The organism is Microcystis protocystis FBCC-A270, from assembly GCF_050500235.1.
Lineage (GTDB): Bacteria > Cyanobacteriota > Cyanobacteriia > Cyanobacteriales > Microcystaceae > Microcystis > Microcystis ichthyoblabe_A.
Genome location: NZ_CP191407.1, coordinates 2,799,128 through 2,821,657, shown reverse-complemented (window position 1 = coordinate 2,821,657; position 22,530 = coordinate 2,799,128). Strand labels below are relative to the sequence as shown.

The window sequence follows — 22,530 nt, the reverse complement described above, 5'->3', positions numbered from 1 at the left end:
TTAATTCGCTATCTTAATGTTTGATATTTAATCTATAGGTAGGGTTCAGGTGAGTGGCGGCAATCGACCAGAAAGCACGGCTTATGTGCGGATAATTAAGCAATCTTGGCAAACGGGGAAATTAGAGGGAGAAGTGCGGACGGAACAATATCAATGGCGTTTTCAGTGGCATTTTCTTCAAGGCAAGTTATTAGTACAACCTTCCCTAGGTAGGGCTTTGATTTTTGAACCCTTGAATCGGTTTTTAGAACGCTACGATTATCAATTAGAACCGGGAGGAGATTATGAATTTACGGTGCGCTCAAAATTTTAAATATGGGGGATTGAATTACAGCCTTTCTCCTAAGGATGAAGTTTAACTTAATTTGGCATCATAAAAGGAAAACCTTGTACCTCATCATTAAGATAACTGCCTATTGATCAAAAGAAATTGACGGTTTATGGACAACCCGGCCGAGATACTAGGTTTTTAAAGGAAGTTTTTTGATTTAAATCCTGCCGGTTAGGCTAAAATTCAGCCATACTAAAGCGTTATATTAACGATCAGAATTTTTAGGAACAAGGGAAATGACGCAAGAACAGAAGGTTTCAGTGGGTATTGTCGGCGCTTCCGGATATGGTGGCGTACAGTTGGTACGTTTGCTCAAAGAACATCCCTTCGTAGAATTAGCCTATCTGGGGGGCGATAGTAGCGCCGGAAAACCCTACAGTGATTTATATCCCCATCTCGGTCATAGCATTAATCTTAATGTGGAGGCGATCGATTTAGAGATAATTGCCTCCCGTTGTCAAGTGGTTTTCTTGGGTTTACCCAATGGTTTAGCCTGTGATTTAGCCCCTCCTTTGCTCGCTAAAGGGTGTAAAGTTTTGGATCTGTCGGCAGATTATCGTTTTACTAGCCTAGAAACCTATAGTAAATGGTATGGCAAGGAACGTCAGGATCAAGCGATCGCATCTACGGCTGTGTACGGTTTGCCGGAACTTTATCGGGAAGAGATTAAAAATGCCTCTTTGATCGGTTGCCCCGGATGTTATCCTACTGCTAGTTTAATGGCGATTTCTCCCCTGTTAAAACAGGGTTTAATTCTCCCGGAAACCACGATTATTGATGCCAAATCGGGAACTTCGGGAGGGGGAAGACAAGCTAAGATTAATATGTTATTGGCAGAAGCAGATAATTCGATCGGGGCTTATAATGTAGCGGGAAAACACCGTCATACTCCCGAAATTGAGCAGATTTGCAGCGATTTAGCTGGTCATGAGGTGCGCGTTCAGTTTACTCCCCATTTAATGCCCATGGTTCGGGGTATCCTGTCCACAGTCTATGCAACATTGCGGGATCCCAATCTGGTGCGGGATGATTTAATCACTATCTACAATGCTTTTTATCGCACTTCTCCCTTTGTCAAAATCCTACCAGGGGGAGTCTATCCACAAACTAAGTGGGCCTGTGGTACTAATTTATGTTATCTCGGTATTGAAGTGGATCCGAGAACCGATCGAGTGATAGTGATGTCAGCGATCGATAATTTAGTTAAGGGACAATCGGGACAAGCGGTACAATGTCTCAATCTCATGATGGGTTGGGAAGAATCCCTTGGTTTACCGCAAATGTGTTTTTATCCTTAAAAATTCGGCTTGGGCGCAAGCTTTGCGCCCCTACATTGCAGCCAGTATGATTGGTGAGAACCCATAGTGTACGCCCTCCCTTCGATCAGATTCGCTCATCACCATAACCTCTTAGCCAATCAATTCTAGAAACCTTGACTTATTCGACTGGGATCACCTAGAAAGGCCCTTGCAGAAATCGATCCTTGAGTCGCTTCTGGGAGAATTTGCCAGTGTTGATCTAAAGCTTGTAACACCCGATCCTGCTGATTTCTGAATCCCTCGATATTGCTACTACCGGCATTCATAATTACAAACCAAACTTTACCCCTTTCTTGGGTGGGAATTTCTCCAGCTAAGGCGCTAACTTGGGCTAAAGTTCCAGTTTTAATCATCACTCCTTTAGGAATGGCCCGCCACTGCATAGTTCCTTTGGTATCGCGTCCCCCCACCGGAAATAAATCAGCTACTTTGATCGGTTGATTGGCTAACTTGCGATCCAATGCTTTCAGAATCTCAATAACTGCCCGGGGAGACAAGCGATTTTCTACCCCCAATCCCGAACCATTAATTAATTGAATTTCTTCCGCTCCTACCCCGGTAATTTTAGTATTAATTGCGTCCACTGCCGCGGGGCCACCGAGCAGTTCCGCTAACATTTCTGACATGACGTTATTACTATAAATATTCATTTGACGCAACAGTTCCGTTAAAGTTAAGGACTGATGACGCAATAATAATCGGGCATTTTCGGGGCGAATTTGACTGGCTCGAACCATGCCCAAAATCTTCACCTGTGGGGCTTGTGTGCCGCCAGGAAGACTCTGAAAAGCTTTTTGGGTTTCTTTTGACCATTTCGATTGATCAAGCCCAATTTTTAGCAATTCTCCCGCTTTGAGGGGATCGGTTTGAAAATTCATGGCGAATTGACCCGTAATGATCAGATCGCCTTTGACCTGACGGATGCCTAATTGATCGAGGCCATTGCCCACTGCGATCGCTTCTTCCCAGACAAAAAGCGGATCCCCTTCCCCTTCAATAATTAAATCTCCCTCTAACACCCCGTTTTTTACCTCTCCCGTGCTGTAAAAACGAGTAGCAAAACGATGATCGAGAGACCAAGTTTCCACGGCCGCGAGAGTAGTGGCGATTTTAGTCAACGAAGCCCCCGAAGCGGGTAGATTACCCTGATGATCGGCTAAATCAGCCCATTCCGTCTCAATTAAGACCCGTTGTTGACGAGAGTTTAAACCTTTTTTAGTCAAGTCTTGCAAATAATCGGCCACGATCGCCGCCACCCGGGGATCGGGAGCGGTGGGAAGGTCAAAAATAGGCTGATTTTGCCAAGAAATTAGGGGAATATTGGCGATCGGTTGGGATTGCCCCCCCAGCCAACCCAAGAGAAAGCCGAAAACTGCCAAATTAAAAACTGAGAACATCTTTTCCTTAATCGCAATGATGCCTTATTGTATAGAAATGATTGGTAATTTTTAACAATTGCTCGATCAGAAAACACTAATCCTCGATCGGCCAGCTTTTCTCAAGAGCTGCCGCTCAACTTATTAAAGATTTCTATCCCACTGACTCAATGGCAGAAACGGCATTAAATCGGGCAAGAATCGCGGTAGATGCGATGGGAGGTGACTACGCTCCCAACGAGATTATCGCGGGATCGATGCGAGCTTCCGAAGAATTAGATGTAGAAGTATTATTAGTCGGCGATTCTGAACGGATTGAGGCTTATTTCCAGCATCATCCCCGTCCCAAGAATCTCACGATCGTCCACGCGGAGGAAGTGGTGGCTATGGACGAAGAGCCGATCACCGCTATCCGTCGTAAACCGGCGGCCTCGATTAATGTGGCCATGGATTTAGTCAAACAAAATCGCGCCGATGCGGTGGTGGCCGCCGGTCACTCCGGGGCAGCCATGGCGGCAGCGTTACTGCGTTTAGGTCGTTTAAAAGGAATCGATCGCCCGGCGATCGGTGCGGTGCTGCCGACGATGTTGGCGGGTAAATCGGTGATTATCCTTGATGTCGGGGCGAATGTGGACTGTAAACCCAAATATTTAGAGCAGTTTGCCCTAATGGGGACAATTTACAGTAAATACGTTATGGGGGTTGAAGATCCGAAAGTCGGTTTACTCAATATCGGCGAAGAAGCCAGCAAAGGTAACGATCTCGCCCTAAAAACCTACGAATTATTGGAAAATAACCAGCAAATTCCCTTTATCGGCAATGCTGAGGGCCGGGATGTGCTATCGGGACAATTTGATGTGATCGTCTGCGATGGTTTTGTCGGTAATGTCCTGTTAAAATTTGCCGAAGCGGTGGGAGGAGTTATCCTACAAATTCTCAAAGAGGAATTACCTAGGGGGATACAGGGTAAAGTCGGGACGGCTTTAATTAAACCCAATCTTAAACAGATTAAACAACGCATGGATCACGCGGAACACGGTGGTGCGCTGTTATTTGGAGTCGATGGGGTCTGCGTGATCAGTCACGGCAGTTCCCAAGCGCCTTCGATTTTTAACGCCATCCGACAGGCGAAAAATGCCGTCGATAATCGCGTTTCTGAGCGCATTCAAGCCTACAATGACCACCATCATCAATTAAAAAAGTTGTCGGTGAACGGTGAAGATTAAGCTGTGAGCTGATAACTGATAACTGGTCACTGATCACTGATAACTGACATCATCAATTAAAAAAGTTGTCGGTGAACGGTGAAGATTAAGCCGTCAGCCATCTTGAAGCGGTCAGGAGACTCCGAGACGGGAGACGGGAGACTATTTTTATTTATTCTTCCCACTTCCCACTTCCCACTGATAACTGATAACTGATCACTGATAACTGAAAAAGGGGGAATATTTTGAACGGATTCGGGGCAGCAGTCGTCATTACTGGTTGTGGATCGGCCACACCAAGGCAATTTCTCAGTAATGAAGAACTCAGCCAAATTGTCGAGACTTCCGATGAGTGGATTAAAAGTCGTACTGGCATCGGTAAACGCCATTTAGCGGATCAATCGGTGTCTTTGAGCCAATTAGCGTCCCAAGCGGCTATTAAGGCTCTAGAAATGGCTCAGGTGTCGCCTAGGGACATCGATTTGATTCTTTTGGCTACTTCTACCCCCGATGATCTGTTCGGTAGTGCGGCCCAGGTTCAAAGTCGGATCGGGGCCAATCGGGCGATCGCTTTTGATCTCACCGCCGCCTGTTCGGGTTTTCTGGTGGCATTAGTCACCGCCACCCAGTTTATCCGTACTGGTACTTACCGCAATGTCTTGGTTATCGGGGCCGATGTTCTCTCCCGTTGGGTGGATTGGAACGATCGCGCTACCTGTGTCCTTTTTGGTGATGGGGCAGGGGCGGTTCTTTGTCAAGCAAATGATACAAAAGATAACATTCTCGGTTTTGAACTCCATAGCGACGGCAGCCAGAATGGTTCTCTTAATCTCGCCTATCAGGGGGAAGAATTGCCCCTTAAGGAGGGGGTAAGGGTTCAAAAAGGGACCTATAAGCCTCTAACGATGAACGGACGGGAAGTCTATCGTTTTGCCGTGGCGAAAGTGCCAGAGGTCATCGAAAAAGCCCTCTATCGGGCTAATTTAACCACCAGTGACATCGATTGGTTAGTTCTGCACCAAGCTAACCAAAGAATTATGGACGCGGTGAGCGATCGCCTGAAACTGTCTCCCGAAAAAGTGATCAGCAATCTCAGCGAGTATGGCAACACTTCCGCGGCATCGATTCCTCTAGCCCTCGATGAAGCTGTCAGGAGTGGTAAGGTCAAAAAAGGTGATATTATTGCTTCTTCCGGCTTTGGTGCCGGTTTAACTTGGGGTGGGATTATCTTCCGTTGGGGAGATTAATTCAGTAACCAGTAACCAGTAACCAGTAAACTAAAAACTCACATCTGATAACTGATAACTGATAACTGATAACTGATAACTGACCAAAACACAACTATCTATCTATTTTAAGAACTTATGAAAACAGCGTGGATATTCCCGGGACAAGGATCGCAAGCGTTAGGAATGATTGGAGATTTAGCGGAAAGCGCACTTGGCCAAGAGAGATTAGAAAGAGCAGCAAAAATCCTTGGTTGGTCGGTTTTAGAAAAATGTCAAGGGGATGAAGAAACCCTATCTCGTACTCTTTATACTCAACCCTGTTTATTTGTGGTGGAGAGTATTTTAGCGGATTTGTTGCAAGAAAAAGGTCATTTTCCCGATCTAGTTGCCGGTCATAGTCTTGGTGAATATTCCGCTTTATATGCGGCCAGGGTGTTTAATTTTGAAACAGGATTAAATCTAGTTCAAAACCGTTCCCGTTTGATGGATGCGGCCGAAGGTGGTAAAATGGCCGCCTTAATGAAATTTGATCGCACCAGTCTAGAAACAGTGGTTAATCAGACGGAAAATGTAGTTATTGCTAATGATAATAGTGCTGAACAAGTGGTGATTTCTGGGACTCCTGAAGCGGTGGATTTAGTATTAGGTCAAGTGAAAGTTAAGCGGGTTATCCAGTTAAAAGTATCCGGTGCTTTTCACTCTCCCTTGATGGAAAATGCCGCTATTCAATTTCAGCAAATTTTAGAATTAGTTAATTTTCGGTCTGCAAAAGTTCCTGTGATTTCTAATGTCGATCCCAGCAATCCTACCCAGGACGGGGAAGAATTAAAAAAATATCTGATCCGGCAGATGACTAGCTCGGTTCGCTGGCGAGAAATTATGTTAAGATTGCCAGATGTGGGTGTGAAGAAAGCGATCGAAGTGGGTCCAGGTAAGGTTTTAACTGGTTTAATTAAACGAACTGCTCCCGCAATTGAGTTAGAAAATATTAGTCAATTAGCTGATATATCCAAGAATAGCGACGATGTTATATTCCAGGGTTCATTAATTGGTGTTGGTTAAATTATCTGGCAATATTTTCGATGAAGTAAATTGATCCATCCTATGTAGGGTTTGCGGCAAAAAGCTTTTCCTGGTGGCAGGGTGTGGGGTGTGGGGTTTTACCTATTTTGAGGTAGCCAGTTACCTAATTTTCAGGGAAAAAGTACCTGAATTTTCCCCCCGATCCCCGCAACGGCTGGCACTTTTTGAGGTCAAAAAAGTCTAAAAGTCTGATCCAACAAGGTTTTTAGATTTATTCAGCAAGCCCTATGTAAGTTAAACTTATCACACAGAACCTAGAAGAGCCAAAATAAGTACCCAAGCAAAATTAATTACACATATCTAACCCCGCTCTTGCCTCTTGCCTATCTTCACTAGGAAATTAATTTTGCACGACTACTTAGGGACTTGCGTAGGAATAATATCCCAGCCAGAAATCGCTCTGTAGAAGAACCAGACCAGCCAGATGGCACATTATCAAAGCGCAAGTCCCTAACACCTCGAAGGCTCTCCCCCTACTTAAGGTGATCAGCAAACCTGAGCGATCGGAGGGCGCAAGCATTGCGCCCCTACAGTAACGGATTTTGTCCACAATGTAGGGGCGAACTGCGTTCGCCCAAAAGGTACATTATCAAAGCGCAAGTCCCTAGTACAAAAGTACCTAATGCTCATCCCTATCACCGGCTACAGGTATCTGCTATCTGATTAGGTAAAAACCGAGGATTTTTTGCAAGCGTAGCAAAGAAATTGAGCGATTCCCTTGCCAAGCGCACCTCTTTCTCTGACAATAGATGAGAGACTGATGAGAAACTGTCAGTTGTAGTGAGACAGCCTTAGCAAACCAGTCAAAGACTCATAAATTCACTCTGAGCTGCCACAAATTGCCGTCATACCAACTTCTAGGACAAAAATAGGAATGCGAGTAACCTTTACCGAAAATCAGGGTTTTAGAAAGGAATTGAATAAACGGGTTGATGCTTATTTTACCGAAAACGGCATCCCCACCAGAGATAATTTGGCCATGTACCTGAAGACAATCACGATTTTAACTTGGGTAATTGCCGCTTGGTTATTTGTGCTTTTTGGTCCGGATATCTGGTGGCTAAAAATCATCGGTTGTCTGGTTTTAGGAGCAGGATTAGCAGGGATTGGTTTTAGCATTGGTCATGATGCCAACCATGGCGGCTATTCTAGTAAAAAATGGGTTAATTCCCTCCTTGGCATGACCTACGATTATATCATCGGCGCTTCCAGTTATCTCTGGCGTTTTCGTCATAACTATCTCCATCATACCTACACCAATGTTTTAGGGTACGATCTGGAAATTCACGGCGATGGTGTGGTGCGAATGACTCCCCATGCCGAGCATAAATGGTATCATCGATATCAACATTTATTTATCCCGATTCTCTACGGCATAATTCCTATCTATTGGTCATTCTCCGATGTGCGCTCTATCCTCTTTCGTCATCGTTTTGGCGAGATTAAAATTCCCAATCCTAAAGCGATCGATCTATTTGTTTTATTGAGCGGAAAAGTTGTTTATCTCTTTTGGTTTATTGGCATTCCTCTCTTAGTTGGTTATAGTCCCCTAGAAATAGCGATCGGTTTTCTCATTGTTTTTATGACCTATGGAGTGCTTGCCTGTCATGTATTTATGTTAGCTCACGTTTTGGAACCCGCCGAATTTATTCAACCCTCGACAGCTAATCAAATCGAAGACGAATGGGCAATTTTTCAAGTGCGAACTACCGTAGATTTTGCCCCTAAAAATATCTTTTTAAATTGGTATTTAGGGGGATTAAATTATCAAGTCGTTCATCATCTTTTCCCACAAATTTGTCATATTCACTACCCCAAAATTGCCCCAATTTTAGCGGAAGTTTGCCAAGAATTTGGCGTTAATTATGCCGTTTATCCCACCTGCTGGGGTGCTTTAACTTATAATTATCGTTGGCTCAGGCAATTAGGCAATAAACAAAGTAATTTCGATCTCAAATTAGCCAGCTAAAATCAGTTTTCAGTTTTCAGTTATCAGTTTTGGCTCTTCTAGGTTCTGTGTGATAAGTTTAACTTACTATATGATCGATCTTTGTGTCCTTTGTGTCTTTGTGGTTCCTTCCACTCGCTCGCCAGCAGGACTGTATCTTAGAATACATTTTGCCCACCAAACCTAAGAGAGCTTGATTACTGATCACTGTTTACTGATAACTGATAACTGAAAAATGAACCTACCCAACTCGATTACCCTATCGCGACTCTTGGGACTGCCATTAATTTTATACTGGTTGCATCAAGGCACAGAAATCGATCGCTGGTTAAGTTTAATTATCTTTCTGATTGCTGCCAGTACCGATTGGCTCGATGGTTATCTAGCGCGAAAATTGGATCAAATCACCGAATTAGGGAAATTTCTCGATCCTTTGGTCGATAAATTGCTGGTTCTCGCTCCTCTTTTAGCTCTCATTGAAATGGATGTAATTGCCGCTTGGGGAGTATTTTTGATTCTTGCTCGCGAATTAGCGATCGCTGGTTGGCGCATTAATCCCAATTTAACGGGAAATAGCGACATAAAAGGGGCTAATTGGTGGGGAAAAAGCAAAACAGTCAGCCAAATTATTGCTATCGCTCTCTTAATCGCTCCCTTGCCTTCTGAATATAATTTAATTGCTCAGGGGGCTTTTTGGCTATCAGTAACATTAACTTTAATTTCTGGGGTGATTTATATCATACCCAGCCAAAAATTAACCTAGAATTGATAAAAACTTAACCATTAGCAATAATTCCAGAAACAAGCCTAGAAAACAGGGTTGTATTTTTTTTCTCGGTATATAATAATCGGGAGGAAGACTATCAGACTCTTCACATTCAAACATATCATTACAAAGGAAAAACCATGGCCACTATAATCTTCCCTGGTGCCAACACTGGTGTTGTTTTCGATGTTGCTACGTCAGTTCGCACTTTCCTGACGGACAATCCTACTGTCGCCTTTGCTATATTATCAGCAACAACCCTTCCAAGCGATAATCTCACTTCCGAAGGCGTTTTACTCGACGGTACTACAGCTTGGAGAATAACCAACGCAGGCATTGCTGATAGCGCAACCCTTTCCAGGTACGGTGGAGGCTTTACACCTCAGACCTTTGACCTGCCAGCAAATAGCCTTATCTTTGTTAGAGGTGGGGCTGCCGGCACTTATCAACTAAGCGGCGGCATTATTAACACGAAAGCGTCGCGTACGACATCAAATCGAATCCGAACATTCAACCTCGACGAATCCCATAGCATTACAGGTACTGCGTACGACGATAACCTAACCGGTGCCAATGGAGCGGATATTCTATCCGGTCTCGACGGAAACGATACCCTACGTGGTTTAAACGAAGCTGATACCCTAAATGGGGGCCTTGGCCACGATAGCCTAGATGGTGGCAGCGAACCCGATAGCCTAATCGGCGGCGACGGGAACGATACCCTAGATGGTGGCAGTGAAGATGATACCCTAATCGGCGGCGACGGGAACGATACCCTATTGGGTAACTCGGGATTCGATAGCCTAGATGGTGGCGGCGGCGAGGATAGCCTAGATGGTAGCGGCGGCAACGATACCCTACTTGGTGGCGGCGGCAACGATACCCTACTTGGTGTCGGCGGCAACGATACCCTAATCGGTGGCGACGGGAACGACACCCTAACTGGTGGTGCTGCTGCTGACCATTTTGCTTACACTGCTTCCAATCAGGGTACTGACAGCATCACCGATTTTACCATCGCTCAAAATGATCGTCTGCAATTTACTGGCACTGCTTTCGGTGGACTGCCTACCGGTACTTTGGCTGCTGACCAATTAGCAGCAGCTGAAAATGGCGTTGCCAGATTTATCTACAATGGTGGTACTGGTCTTTTACAGTATGACACAAACCTTGCTGCCGCTGGTGGTCTGCTCGGAATCGCAATCCTCACTGGTGCGCCATCTATCACCAATACTGAGATTGTCATTGTCTAATCTATCCCTGTCCCTCCCCTGCGGTGAGTCGGACAATTGTTGATTTTTGGGGTAAAACCAAGCCACCAGAAATAATCTCTGCGGGTGTGTTAGCTAGGACTAGGACACCCTTATTACTGTGAACCATTTAAATTGCTGGTTGAGATAAGGCAAGAGGCAACAGTAAAGAGATTGGGGAGAGATTCGGCAGCTCTCTTACTCTTTGTGTGATAAGTTTAATCTTTGTGTCCTTTGTGTCTTTGTGGTTCCTGCCACCAATCTTAAGGATAGACGGTTAAAATGCCTCTGAGCTTGAGAGTCAATGGGATTAATTTTGTGTAGTGATTAACTGACGGTGATAATCGCCCCATAACCGGGCTGCCTGTTGACTACTGCCGGAAGTGGGAGAATTATTATCATTCCCTAACCAAATGCCTGTCACCCAGTGGCGACGGGGAAGATAACCGATAAACCAGAGGTCCACATAATTATTAGTGGTTCCCGTTTTACCCGCTTCTCCCATGCCAATACTGGCAGCGCCTCCTGTACCATTGGTTATCACCCCCCGCAATAGGCTATTCATCGTTTCGGCGGTTTTAGGGGAGATTACCTGCTGATTTCTCTCGCTATCCTCGCCATAGTCATAAATAACCCGACAGGTACTCAAATCCTCCACATTTTCACAGTCGGAAGCGTCGAGAATGCGTTTAATAGCGTGGGGACGATTCCAGCGTCCACCATGGTCAAAAACCCCATAAGCGCCGGTCATTTCTAGGACATTTACCTCGCTTTGTCCTAAAATTAGCCCCGGTACAGCATTTAAAGATGATTTTACCCCCAAACGTTCCGCCACATTGACCACATTGCTTAATCCTGCCTCACGAGCAATGCGAAGGGCGACACTATTTTCCGATCGCGCTAAACTTTGAAACATATTGATGGCCCCGCTACTGCGTTCACAGGGAGAATAGGCCTGTCCTTGCCAAGAGAGTCCAGCGCAGGTATAGGTTTTATAGGGCGATATTCCCTTTTCTAGGGCGGCAGTATAAGCAAATACCTTAAAAGTGGAACCGGGTTGACGTTTAGCTTGGATAGCGCGGTTAAATTGGCTTTTTTGATAATCAACTCCCCCGACTAAAGCGAGAATTTCCCCGGTTTGACTGTTTAGGGTAACTAAAGCCCCTTGGGAGTATCGATAGCGAGGTCCTTGCTTTAGGACATTATTTTTTAAGCTTTTTTCTGCGATCGCTTGCAGCCGGCGGTCTAAACTGGTTTCAACGATAAAATTGCCCTCTTTCGCTACTTCTTCCCCTAAAAGATCCTGTAATTCCTCGAAAACGTAACTATAAAAATATGGTGCAATCGTACTAGATAGGGATTTTTTGGCTTGGGGACTGATTTCAATGCGGGATCTGCGAGCGCTGGCGGCCTCTTCTGGGGAAATCATGCCTAATTGGGCCATGCGATCGATGACACGATTGCGTAATTGTACAGAAGTGTCGTAATCTTGAATGGGATTAAATCGATTCGGGGCTGGTAACATAGCCACAAGGGTGGCAGCCTCGGAGATATCTAAATCCCTAGCGGATTTATCGAAATAAAAGCGGGCCGCATCTTCAAAACCGTAACCGGCCAGACCGAGATAAACTCGATTGAGATAGGTTTTGAGAATTGTATCCTTACTATACACCGCCTCTAATTGTAGGGCGACCACAGCCTCCCGGATTTTGCGACCCGCAGTATTTTGGCGACCGACTTCGGGGAATAAACTACGCGCTAACTGTTGAGTCAGGGTGCTGGCCCCCTGATGAATGCCTTGACGTTCCCGATTAATCATAACAGCCCGGACAATCCCCAAAGGATCGACACCAAAATGCCAGTAAAAACGACTATAGACCTCTTGCATAATTTTTTTATGGTATAATATAAGGTTTTGCTTTTTTCTCAATTCTTAGATTGAAGTGGAAAAAAGAATAAAATGTGATCTTAGGTCAGGAAATCATCTATAATTTTGCTATGTTTATTAGCAAAATTATGGATTATCAAAACTTATCAGATGAACAATTCAAACGCCGTTTCGGTGTGTACAAACAAACATATAGAAAGATGGTAGAATCAGTAAAAAGTGTTGAAGCCGACTCTAATTCACCATCTAAAAGGGGACCGAAACCTAAACTATCTATAGAAGAACAAGTTTTAGTAACGTTAGAATATTGGCGAGAATATAGAACATATTTTCACATTGGTACAAGCTGGGAACTATCAGAATCAACTATATGTCGGATTGTAAATAAGACGGAAAAAATGCTTTTACAATCGGGAAACTTCCGTTTAAAAGGAAAAAAAGCTTTACTCAATCAAGCAGAGATACCGGTCGTAACGGTAATGGATGTGACGGAAACTCCCATTGAACGCCCCCAAAAGAAACAGAAAGATTTTTTTTCGGGTAAAAGAGGTTATCATACTTTAAAATCCCAATTAGTAGCTGATCAAAATACCGAGGAAATTATCTGTGTCTTTTGTGGGAAAGGTAGAGGTCATGATTTTAGTTTATTTAAAAAAAGTCGAGTTCGTTTTCATCCTTTAACTACCAGCATAGAAGACAGTGGTTATCAGGGAATAGCTGCATACCATAGTAATAGTTATACACCGAAAAAGAAATCGAAAAATAGAAAATTAACAGAGTTAGAAAAAGAGTATAACAAGGCTTTAGCCAAAGAAAGGATTATCATTGAACATATAAATAGGAAACTCAAAATCTTTAAAATCTTATCCTGTAAATATCGGAATCGTCGTCGAAGATATAGTTTAAGAGTTAACTTGTTGGCGGCTATTTATAACTGTGAGTTAGGGATAGGTATAGCAGCTTCTTAAAAGTTGCCTAAAGATTAATCAAGTCAAGGAGAATTTATTCTCAATTTTTATAATTGAGATAGTTTGTGCCGCTTAAATAAAGAGGTTTTGATAACCAAATTAAAGCAGCTCTAAAGAGTTTTGAGTTAAAAGTTAAACTTCAAGTTTTCATTCAGGACGAATGTACTGATTAACTAATTTTTTGGGGAAAATTAGTTAACCCATCATTATAACATATAATTAATTTGCAAGAGTTCTTATCTTCGGAAGCGACAAGCGCCTTGGGCAAATAGGGAGAAAAATCGCCCAGATTATCTAATTCTTGGTGAGTTTCCTGTCGCCTGGGATTGAGGGGAGTTTGACCATCCCTAGGGTAAACCACCACCGGACCGCTCACCCCGGAAGGGAGTGGATAAACATTAACTCTGCGACTTTCCCAGATAATCCCTAGAACCAATAAACTGAAAATACCCCCCGCACCATAGAAACCATAGCGCAAAAGTCGCGCCCACAGGGGAGGGGGACAGTAAAAGGGGGAGGCGGGGCTGAGTACTTCCAACCAGCTGAATCCGGGCAATTATGTAGTTTTTATAGCAATTGTGTAGTTTTTATAGCAATTGTGTAGTTTTTATAAAAGATGAGGGGTATGGCAAACATTTCCCTATCCCGATAGCTTACAATCAATCCTAATGTGCTAAAGATTTCATGAAATTCTTATCGCTTCCCCAATTTTGGGGATTGGTAAAATACCGTCAATTGTGAATATTTGATGTATGAGTTTTGATTTCTTGATGCCAAGGCAGATCGCCTTACCTAGGTTAGAGTTTTCTTAGAACGCCCTAACAAGGTGGCTATCTTGCGTCCTTGGTTTCTACTTTTATCGATACGGCATCTGCAACGGTGTAAACCCGACCGGCGAAGCGGTATCAATGTACTAGGGATGTAAAATCCATCTACTTTTCACCTTCTAAGCAAACCGCTTGAGTCCAGTCCCTATAGTCCCCCTTTTGGGGGGACGGCGACAGGTGGGGGGTAGGTAACTCGACTGATCACATCACTTAACTTCAGTAGTCGCCACTGGTCACTCTAGTCTGGCCCCAGCCGGAGGGTAAGCCTACCTTGCTGATGGGTTGATTTAATATTCAAGACTGAGGCCCGTGCATGGCCTCGATCACCTTCACCTGTATCTTTAGAGAAAAAAAAACATGGCAACTCATGCTGGCGGCACTGGCAATGACAACATCGTCATTAAGAACCGCACCCCATTAGTCCCTGGCTACAACATCACCGCCACATCCGGCTCAGTCACTCCCAATGGCAACTTTTCTGATACCACGCTGACCGTCAACGCCGGCGATGGCAATGACACGATCAGCGCAGCCGGGCTGACCACAGCCTCCGGCGTTACCAGCATCATCCTCAACGGTGAGGGGGGCAATGACACCATTACCGGTGGCGCTGGCAATGACTCTATTACCGGTGGGGATGGCAAAGACAGCCTCAATGGTGGGGCTGGCAAAGACAGCCTCAATGGTGGGGCTGACAATGACACCCTCTTGGGTTTCGATGGCAATGACTTCATCGAGGGTGGGGATGGTGATGACCTCCTCAACGGTGGCACTACGCAGACATTTGGTGCATTAAACAATGACACCATCCTTGGCGGGGCTGGCAATGACCGTATCCTTCCTGGGTTTGGCAATGACTCGGTCGATGGTGGGGATGGTGATGACACGATCACTGACGGTGATGGCAATGATACCCTCTTTGGTGGGGATGGCAATGACTACATCATCGATGGGTTTGGCAATAACGTCATCGATGGTGGGGCTGGCGATGACATCCTCGGTGGTGGGGATACCAGCAATAGCACCCTCAATGGTGGGGATGGCAATGACGAGATCTACGGAAGAGCTGCCGCTGAAAACCTCAACGGTGGGGCTGGTATTGACCTTCTCAGCTATAGCAACTCTTTTAATGGTGTTAGTGTTAGTGTCAACCTCGCCACCGGTGCCGTATCGGGGTTTGCTGCAGGCGACACCATTGCTGGCTTTGAAAACTTGGATGGCACCAATTATAACGATACCCTGACTGGCGACGGTGGGGCAAATATCATCTATGGTGGCCTTGGCAATGACATCCTCGCTGGTGGGGGTGGCAATGACACCCTCTTTGGTGCGTTTGGGTTTGAGGAAGATACGGCGACTGGCGATGACTCCATCTCTGGTGAGGCTGGCAATGACTTCATCGACGGTCAGGATGGCAACGACACCATTGATGGTGGCACTGACGATGACAGCATTCTTGGTGGGGCTGGTGCTGACAGCCTCGACGGTGGGGCTGGTGCTGACACCCTTTCCTATGCCAGTTCTGGAGCGGCTGTTAGCGTCAACCTCGCCACCAGTGCCGTATCCGGTGGGGATGCTGCGGGCGACACCATTAGTAACTTTGAAAACCTAACCGGCTCCGCTTTTGCCGATACCCTGACTGGCGACGGCAATGCCAATACCATCAACGGTGGCGCCGGCAGTGACACGATCGATGGTGGGGCTGGTGCTGACGGCCTCGACGGTGGGGCTGACAATGACACCCTCACCTATGCCAGTTCTGGAGCGGCTGTTAGCGTCAACCTCGCCACCGGTGCCGTATCCGGTGGGGATGCTGCGGGCGACACCATTAGTAACTTTGAAAACCTAACCGGCTCTGGTTTTGCCGATAACCTGACTGGTAGCACCGCCGCCAATGTCATCCTTGGTCTTGCTGGCAATGACACGATCGAGGGTGGGGCCGGTGCTGACGGCCTCGACGGTGGGGCTGACAATGACACCCTCACCTATGCCAGTTCTGGAGCGGCTGTTAGCGTCAACCTCGCCACCGGTGCCGTATCCGGTGGGGATGCTGCGGGCGACACCATTAGTAACTTTGAAAACCTAACCGGCTCTGGTTTTGCCGATAACCTGACTGGTAGCACCGCCGCCAATGTCATCCTTGGTCTTGCTGGCGATGACACGATCGATGGTGGGGCTGGCAATGACACGATCGAGGGTGGCGCTGGTGCTGACAGCCTCAACGGTGGGGCTGACACTGACACCCTCACCTATGCCAGTTCTGTAGCGGCTGTTAGCGTCAACCTCGCCACCGGTGCCGTATCCGGTGGGGATGCTGCGGGCGACACCATTAGTAACTTTGAAAACCTAACCGGCTCTGGTTTTGCCGATAACCTGACTGGTAGCACCGCCGCCAATGTCATCCTTGGTCTTGCTGGCAATGACACGAGCAACGGTGGCGATGGTAACGATTTCCTAAATGGTGGCGATGGTAACGATTTCCTAAATGGTGGCGAGGGTGCCGATACCCTAATTGGTGGTAATGGTAACGATACCCTAGATGGTGGTAATGGTTTCGATTCCCTAATCGGTGGCGATGGTAACGATAGAATAACCGGTATCGGGGGAGCGGATACCCTAATCGGTGGCTTAGGAAGCGACACCCTAAATGGTGCTAATGGTAATGACCGTTTTGTTTACAACAATCCCAACGAAGGCGGTGACTTGATCGCGGATTTTAACATCTCTCAGGATTTTATCCAAGTTTCTTCCGCTGGTTTCGGTGGTGGACTGACTACCGTTGGCGGTACTTTGACTCCTAGCCTATTCGCGACAGTTGAAGGTGGCACTGCCAAATTTATCTACAGTGCTGGTGTTTTATCGTTTGACTCAGACCTGGCTAATTCTGGTGGTCTGGTTACAATCGCAACCCTTAATCTTTCGCCGATCCTAACTGCAGCCAGGATTGAGGTTATTGCCTAATCTATGCCTGTCCCTCCCCTGCGGTGGGTTGGGCAGTTGTGGATTTTTGGGGTAAAATCAAGCCACCAGAAATAATATTTGCGGGTGTGTTAGCTAGGACTAGGACACCCTTATTATGTAGGAAGTCTCTGGTTTGAGGGAACTCTGGAACAGGCAACGGCAACGGTAGCTAGTCCTAAGTAGGGTTTGCTGAATAAGTACGGGCGAAGCATTCGGATAGAAAATCTACCTTTTCACCGATAGGTTATTGTCCGAATGCTTCGCCCCTACAGGACGCGGGCCGATGAAGACGCAAGGTTTTGAACGACGATTCTCTCAAAATCTTGCACCTGTGGGAGCGAGAAAAGCCCCAAAACCTTTACTTTGCCTACATTTCAAATTTATTCAGCAAACCCTAAGTACCTAAGCAAAATTAATTACACATATCTAACCACCTCTTGCCTATCTTCACTAGGAAATTAATTTTGCACGACTACTTATTGGGATTAATTTTGTGTAGTGATTAACTGACGGTGATAATCGCCCCATAACCGGGCTGCCTGTTGACTACTGCCGGAAGTGGGAGAATTATTATCATTCCCTAACCAAATGCCTGTCACCCAGTGGCGACGGGGAAGATAACCGATAAACCAGAGGTCCACATAATTATTCGTAGTTCCCGTTTTACCCGCTTCTCCCATACCAACACTGGCAGCGCCTCCTGTACCATTAGTTATCACCCCCCGCAATAGGCTATTCATCGTTTCGGCGGTTTTAGGGGAGATTACCTGCTGATTTCTCTCGCTATCCTCGCCATAGTCATAAATAACCCGACAGGTACTCAAATCCTCCACATTTTCACAGTCGGAAGCGTCGAGAATGCGTTTAATAGCGTGGGGACGATTCCAGCGTCCACCATGGTCAAAAACCCCATAAGCGCCGGTCATTTCTAGGACATTTACCTCGCTTTGTCCTAAAATTAGCCCCGGTACAGCATTTAAAGATGATTTTACCCCCAAACGTTCCGCTACATTGACCACATTGCTTAATCCTGCCTCACGAGCAATGCGAAGGGCGACACTATTTTCCGATCGCGCTAAACTTTGAAACATATTGATGGCCCCGCTACTGCGTTCACAGGGAGAATAGGCCTGTCCTTGCCAAGAGAGTCCAGCGCAGGTATAGGTTTTATAGGGCGATATTCCCTTTTCTAGGGCGGCAGTATAAGCAAATACCTTAAAAGTGGAACCGGGTTGACGTTTAGCTTGGATAGCGCGGTTAAATTGGCTTTTTTGATAATCAACTCCCCCGACTAAAGCGAGAATTTCCCCAGTTTGACTGTTTAGGGTAACTAAAGCACCTTGGGAGTATCGATAGCGAGGGCCTTGGTTTAAAATATGAGTTTTTAAGCTTTTTTCTGCGATCGCTTGCAGCCGGCGGTCTAAACTGGTTTCAACGATAAAATTGCCCTCTTTCGCTACTTCTTCCCCTAAAAGATCCTGTAATTCCTCGAAAACGTAACTATAAAAATATGGTGCAATCGTACTAGATAGGGATTTTTTGGCTTGGGGACTGATTTCAATGCGGGATCTGCGAGCGCTGGCCGCCTCTTCTGGGGAAATCATGCCTAATTGGGCCATGCGATCGATGACACGATTGCGTAATTGTACGGAAGTGTCGTAATCTTGAATGGGATTAAATCGATTCGGAGCGGGTAACATAGCCACAAGGGTGGCAGCCTCGGAGATATCTAAATCCCTAGCGGATTTATCGAAATAAAAGCGGGCCGCATCTTCAAAACCGTAACCGGCCAGACCGAGATAAACTCGATTGAGATAGGTTTTGAGAATTGTATCCTTACTATACACCGCCTCTAATTGTAAAGCGACCACAGCCTCCCGGATTTTGCGACCCGCAGTATTTTGGCGACCGACTTCGGGGAATAAACTACGCGCTAACTGTTGAGTCAGGGTGCTGGCCCCCTGATGAATGCCTTGACGTTCCCGATTAATCATAACAGCCCGGACAATCCCCAAAGGATCAACGCCAAAATGCCAGTAAAAACGACTATCTTCGGAAGCGACAAGCGCCTTGGGCAAATAGGGAGAAAAATCGCCCAGATTATCTAATTCTTGGTGAGTTTCCTGTCGAATGGGATTGAGGGGAGTTTGACCATCCCTAGGGTAAACCACCACCGGACCGCTCACCCCGGAAGGGAGTGGATAAACATTAACTCTGCGACTTTCCCAGATAATCCCTAGAACCAATAAACTGAAAATACCCCCCGCACCGTAGAAACCATAGCGCAAAAGTCGCGCCCACAGGGGAGGGGGACAGTAATAGGAGATGGTGACACAATTGGCTAAGTCTGGGGGGGCCAGGGTAAAGGTATCACCATGACGCAGGGAAACGCTTTTCAGACGACGTTTACCCATATAAACCCCGTTGGTGGAGTTTTCGTCTGTGAGCAGGAAATGATGGGGATTTTTCGGGTCCCGCTGCAGGGAACAGTGAATCTGACTCACCACATTATTACGGATAGTAATATCACAGGAACTGGAACTACGGCCTAACAAATAGCGATCGCCAATGAGGGGATATTTGCTTTCCCCGCTGCCATTCTCGTTTTTAAGGCGTAATTCGGGAACTCTCGCCCCTTTTTTGAGATTTACCGCCTGAAAATTTACCTTTCCTTGCAATTTCTGCACGGCAACGGTGACAAGTTGACTAATTTGGGTTTTCGGCGACTGGTTAGACATAGTTTTTATCAGCTTCTGAAGGCAATAGGGGAAGCGGGGAAGTGGGGAATTTCAACTAAAACCCTAACACCCTAACACCCCAATTCATCCCCAATATCCCTAAATTGACATTTTAGCCTCTAAAGCTTTCAGGTATTCCGTATTGACTCCCGACTCGCGAATCAGAGCAATTTTACCGGTACGCGCCACCTCGCGAACGCCAAATTTATTCAGCATTTGCATAATCGCCACCATTTTACCCGGATCCCCCACCACTTCGATGGTCAGGGTTTCCTCAGAAATATCCACAATTCGCGCTCGGAATACCTGCGCTAATTCGATCACTTCTGCTCGGCGCTCGGCGGTAGCATTAACTTTAATCAGCATTAATTCCCTTTCCACGCAAGGGGTTTGGGTGATATCCTGCACCTTGAGGACGTTAATTAATTTGTAAAGTTGTTTGGTTAACTGTTCGATGCTGTCCTCGTCCCCTGGCACTACCATCGTAATGCGAGAAACTCCCATTTGTTCAGCAGGACCGACGGCTAGACTTTCAATATTAAAGCCGCGACGGGCGAATAATCCAGCAATACGGGTTAAAACTCCCGCTTCATCTTCAACTAATACGGATAATGTGTGTTTCATGGCGATTTATCTACACAACCTATATTTAACTATTGTAAGACAGGAGGCAAGGCCAGAACAGTTTGTTTTCGCCTCACGACGATAAGAAATTTTAACAGATAAAACCCCCTACCAGCATGGCGAGGCAGGGACCAAAAGCTGACGGCTGACTCATGATTAATTATCGGGATTTTTTGGCGATTGTCCAGAAGGGAAAAGTTTGACTGGGATTGATGATAACTCCCGTGATGCCATGGCGAGCAAAAGCATATTCTTTGGTTTGCCAAAGGGGAATATAGGGAACTTCATCGGCGAGAATTTCTTGAATTTTACCAAAAATCTGCTTTCTTTTGGCTGGGTTACTTTCCTGACGGGATTGGGCGATTAATTGATTCATTTCTTGACTATAAAAAAATGAGCCTTGACTTTGTGATCCTCCCTCTTCGCAGCCAGTTTCTGGGGAACCTTTAGCACAATCCAAAAAGGGATAAATATAGTTATCTGCATCCAAAAAATCGGGATACCAATTGGATAGAGCAGTGGTATAAAGTCCCCGGCTAATATTACGGAAAAAGGCTGCTCCTAGGATACTATTGGGTTCAAATTGAATCATATTATCTAAATCCCGTTTTGCTAGAGCTTTCATCACTGCCGCCACGCTGCTGGAAGTGATCGATCCCGAGGAGTGCCAAACTTCTACAATTGCTGGTTTTTCTGGACTATAACCAGCAGTTTTTAGTAATTGTTTGGCTTGTTCTATATTATGGTTGCCATAGCGCTCTTTAAACACCGGTTGTGACTCGGAAAAAGTAGTAGGAATGAGACTAAAAAGAGGGATGCCTTGACCTTGTAAAATGCGATCATTAAGTAAATCTCGATCGACTAGAGAAGCAATTGCTTGTCGCACTAAAATATTATCGGTGGGTTCACTTTTGAGATTGACGCTCATAAAGTTAATTGCTGCCCCAGAAGATTCGATCGCTTGCCATTTTCCTTGGACTGCTTCTGTGCGTAATTTTCTCACTTGAGGAGGCAGTAAAGATTGATAGGCAATATCCACCGCACCTGTTTGAAAACCGTTAAATAAATTGGCAGGATTCGAGAGATAAATTTGCACATTAACTCCCTTATTTTTGGCCGGTTCTCCCCAATAGCGATCGAAGGCTTCTAAACTAAAAGAATCGCTGGTAACTGCTTTTAATCGATAATGTCCTGTGCCGATAAATTCTTCGGGTTTAAATTTACCTTCGCCAATTTGATAAAATTTGGGTGAAACCGCACAGGCTCCGGGATAAGCTAAAAGAGCGGGAAAAGCGGCAAAAGGTCTGGTTAATTTAATAGTAATTTCGTCCTCTTTGGTAGCGGTGATTTTATCAATTGTATCCCGGAGAAGAAAGGAAGGTTCCCCACCATTTTTGATAAATCTTTCTAGAGAAAACTTCATCGCCTCTGCGTTAAAAACCGTGCCATCATGAAAGATAACTCCTCGACGTACTGGGATAGTATAAGTCAAACCATCGGGGCTAATTTGCGGCAATTCCGTGGCTAGGAGAGGCTTTAAATTAGTGGTTCCTTCGGCGTAGGTGTAGAGAGTTTCACCGAGATTATAAATAATAAAAAGTCCCGCTAACTCATAACTATCGGCAGGATCGATCGAGCGTGGTTTTAGGGTTGTCCCAATTATCAGGCGATCGCTATTCCCCTGGGGTAAATTGGAATTAGTGGACTGACAGCCCACGGTCAGAAGAAGACAGAGGCAAAATAAACTTAAATAGCGGTAAAGTTGGCGTAAAGATCTCATCGAGGGCGATTAACGGCAGCTAGGTATCGATCAATCCTATCATTTTTGAGGATAATCTTTTCTACTAGGTTCTCTTAAGGAACTGGGTTGATTGCTTAATTGGTTGGGTAAAATTCTTCAATAACTGCACTGATTACCCAGACAATTAAACTAAATTTTCTGGTGGAGAATGGCAAAAACTTGACCAATTTGGCCAAGAGGAAGACTTAGGGTAGAAAAGGGGTTAAATGGTTCAGA

At 45.6% G+C, this 22,530-nt stretch carries 14 protein-coding genes and 2 pseudogenes; 10 read left to right on the top strand and 6 right to left on the bottom strand.

Annotated features, from left to right (window positions below; all coding sequences use genetic code 11):
- The first annotated feature begins 49 nt into the window (after positions 1–49).
- Complete coding sequence (locus ACQY1X_RS13575) at positions 50–313, top strand: DUF3146 family protein (RefSeq protein ID WP_002733391.1); 264 nt, start codon at positions 50–52, stop codon at positions 311–313.
- Between the two features lie 254 nt (positions 314–567).
- Positions 568–1,629: an N-acetyl-gamma-glutamyl-phosphate reductase gene (gene argC, locus ACQY1X_RS13570; protein WP_123230086.1), complete on the top strand. Its 1,062-nt coding sequence runs from the start codon at positions 568–570 to the stop codon at positions 1,627–1,629.
- A gap of 125 nt (positions 1,630–1,754) precedes the next feature.
- Here argC and ACQY1X_RS13565 read toward each other — a convergent pair whose 3' ends face one another.
- Positions 1,755–3,047, bottom strand: coding sequence for a D-alanyl-D-alanine carboxypeptidase (locus ACQY1X_RS13565; protein ID WP_190538194.1), 1,293 nt, complete (start codon positions 3,045–3,047; stop codon positions 1,755–1,757).
- Positions 3,048–3,196: 149 nt separating this feature from the next.
- On the opposite strand from ACQY1X_RS13565, the gene plsX reads away from it, so the two are divergent.
- The 6 genes from plsX to ACQY1X_RS13535 all read left to right on the top strand — a co-directional run bounded on the left by plsX (position 3,197) and on the right by ACQY1X_RS13535 (position 10,510).
- Entirely contained in the window at positions 3,197–4,252 is a 1,056-nt protein-coding gene (gene plsX / locus ACQY1X_RS13560; protein ID WP_002775371.1) for a phosphate acyltransferase PlsX, read from the top strand.
- 224 nt (positions 4,253–4,476) lie between these two features.
- Entirely contained in the window at positions 4,477–5,478 is a 1,002-nt protein-coding gene (locus ACQY1X_RS13555) for a beta-ketoacyl-ACP synthase 3 (RefSeq protein ID WP_430014785.1), read from the top strand.
- Positions 5,479–5,595: 117 nt separating this feature from the next.
- A complete protein-coding gene (fabD, locus tag ACQY1X_RS13550) occupies positions 5,596–6,522 on the top strand; it encodes an ACP S-malonyltransferase (protein WP_069474580.1) in 927 nt (308 codons plus the stop codon).
- An 895-nt stretch (positions 6,523–7,417) separates the two neighbouring features.
- On the top strand, positions 7,418–8,512 hold the full coding sequence (locus tag ACQY1X_RS13545) for a fatty acid desaturase family protein (protein WP_430014784.1): 1,095 nt from the start codon (positions 7,418–7,420) through the stop codon (positions 8,510–8,512).
- 214 nt (positions 8,513–8,726) lie between these two features.
- Entirely contained in the window at positions 8,727–9,254 is a 528-nt protein-coding gene (gene pgsA, locus ACQY1X_RS13540) for a CDP-diacylglycerol--glycerol-3-phosphate 3-phosphatidyltransferase (RefSeq protein WP_002743356.1), read from the top strand.
- A gap of 143 nt (positions 9,255–9,397) precedes the next feature.
- A complete protein-coding gene (locus tag ACQY1X_RS13535) occupies positions 9,398–10,510 on the top strand; it encodes a calcium-binding protein (protein ID WP_430014783.1) in 1,113 nt (370 codons plus the stop codon).
- Between the two features lie 307 nt (positions 10,511–10,817).
- Here ACQY1X_RS13535 and ACQY1X_RS13530 read toward each other — a convergent pair.
- Positions 10,818–12,383, bottom strand: a pseudogene (locus ACQY1X_RS13530) (transglycosylase domain-containing protein); the annotation flags it as partial.
- A 122-nt stretch (positions 12,384–12,505) separates the two neighbouring features.
- Here ACQY1X_RS13530 and ACQY1X_RS13525 point away from each other — a divergent pair.
- Complete coding sequence (locus ACQY1X_RS13525; protein WP_420065461.1) at positions 12,506–13,363, top strand: IS5-like element ISMae4 family transposase; 858 nt, start codon at positions 12,506–12,508, stop codon at positions 13,361–13,363.
- Positions 13,364–13,601: 238 nt separating this feature from the next.
- Here the strand turns inward: ACQY1X_RS13525 and ACQY1X_RS13520 are convergent.
- A pseudogene (locus tag ACQY1X_RS13520) lies at positions 13,602–13,874 on the bottom strand (penicillin-binding protein); the annotation flags it as partial.
- 673 nt (positions 13,875–14,547) lie between these two features.
- Between ACQY1X_RS13520 and ACQY1X_RS13515 the strand changes: the two are divergent.
- Complete coding sequence (locus ACQY1X_RS13515; RefSeq protein ID WP_430014782.1) at positions 14,548–17,151, top strand: beta strand repeat-containing protein; 2,604 nt, start codon at positions 14,548–14,550, stop codon at positions 17,149–17,151.
- Between the two features lie 485 nt (positions 17,152–17,636).
- Here ACQY1X_RS13515 and ACQY1X_RS13510 read toward each other — a convergent pair whose 3' ends face one another.
- From ACQY1X_RS13510 to ACQY1X_RS13500, 3 genes are all read right to left on the bottom strand, one after another.
- Positions 17,637–19,889 carry a PBP1A family penicillin-binding protein gene (locus ACQY1X_RS13510; protein WP_430014781.1) on the bottom strand — a complete coding sequence of 751 codons (2,253 nt, stop codon included), beginning with the start codon at positions 19,887–19,889 and terminating at the stop codon, positions 17,637–17,639.
- 99 nt (positions 19,890–19,988) lie between these two features.
- Entirely contained in the window at positions 19,989–20,513 is a 525-nt protein-coding gene (gene ilvN / locus ACQY1X_RS13505; RefSeq protein WP_002732118.1) for an acetolactate synthase small subunit, read from the bottom strand.
- Between the two features lie 160 nt (positions 20,514–20,673).
- A complete protein-coding gene (locus ACQY1X_RS13500) occupies positions 20,674–22,293 on the bottom strand; it encodes an ABC transporter substrate-binding protein (RefSeq protein WP_430012933.1) in 1,620 nt (539 codons plus the stop codon).
- Between the last annotated feature and the right edge of the window lie 237 nt (positions 22,294–22,530).

What these genes read in the sequence shown, in the direction of transcription:
- argC (WP_123230086.1), top strand. Translation starts at nt 568, where the DNA reads ATGACGCAAGAACAGAAGGTTTCAGTGGGTATTGTCGGCGCTTCCGGA.
- ACQY1X_RS13565 (WP_190538194.1), bottom strand. Translation starts at nt 3,047, where the DNA reads ATGTTCTCAGTTTTTAATTTGGCAGTTTTCGGCTTTCTCTTGGGTTGG.
- plsX (WP_002775371.1), top strand. Translation starts at nt 3,197, where the DNA reads ATGGCAGAAACGGCATTAAATCGGGCAAGAATCGCGGTAGATGCGATG.
- fabD (WP_069474580.1), top strand. Translation starts at nt 5,596, where the DNA reads ATGAAAACAGCGTGGATATTCCCGGGACAAGGATCGCAAGCGTTAGGA.
- ACQY1X_RS13545 (WP_430014784.1), top strand. Translation starts at nt 7,418, where the DNA reads ATGCGAGTAACCTTTACCGAAAATCAGGGTTTTAGAAAGGAATTGAAT.
- pgsA (WP_002743356.1), top strand. Translation starts at nt 8,727, where the DNA reads ATGAACCTACCCAACTCGATTACCCTATCGCGACTCTTGGGACTGCCA.
- ACQY1X_RS13535 (WP_430014783.1), top strand. Translation starts at nt 9,398, where the DNA reads ATGGCCACTATAATCTTCCCTGGTGCCAACACTGGTGTTGTTTTCGAT.
- ACQY1X_RS13525 (WP_420065461.1), top strand. Translation starts at nt 12,506, where the DNA reads ATGTTTATTAGCAAAATTATGGATTATCAAAACTTATCAGATGAACAA.
- ACQY1X_RS13515 (WP_430014782.1), top strand. Translation starts at nt 14,548, where the DNA reads ATGGCAACTCATGCTGGCGGCACTGGCAATGACAACATCGTCATTAAG.
- ACQY1X_RS13510 (WP_430014781.1), bottom strand. Translation starts at nt 19,889, where the DNA reads ATGTCTAACCAGTCGCCGAAAACCCAAATTAGTCAACTTGTCACCGTT.
- ilvN (WP_002732118.1), bottom strand. Translation starts at nt 20,513, where the DNA reads ATGAAACACACATTATCCGTATTAGTTGAAGATGAAGCGGGAGTTTTA.
- ACQY1X_RS13500 (WP_430012933.1), bottom strand. Translation starts at nt 22,293, where the DNA reads ATGAGATCTTTACGCCAACTTTACCGCTATTTAAGTTTATTTTGCCTC.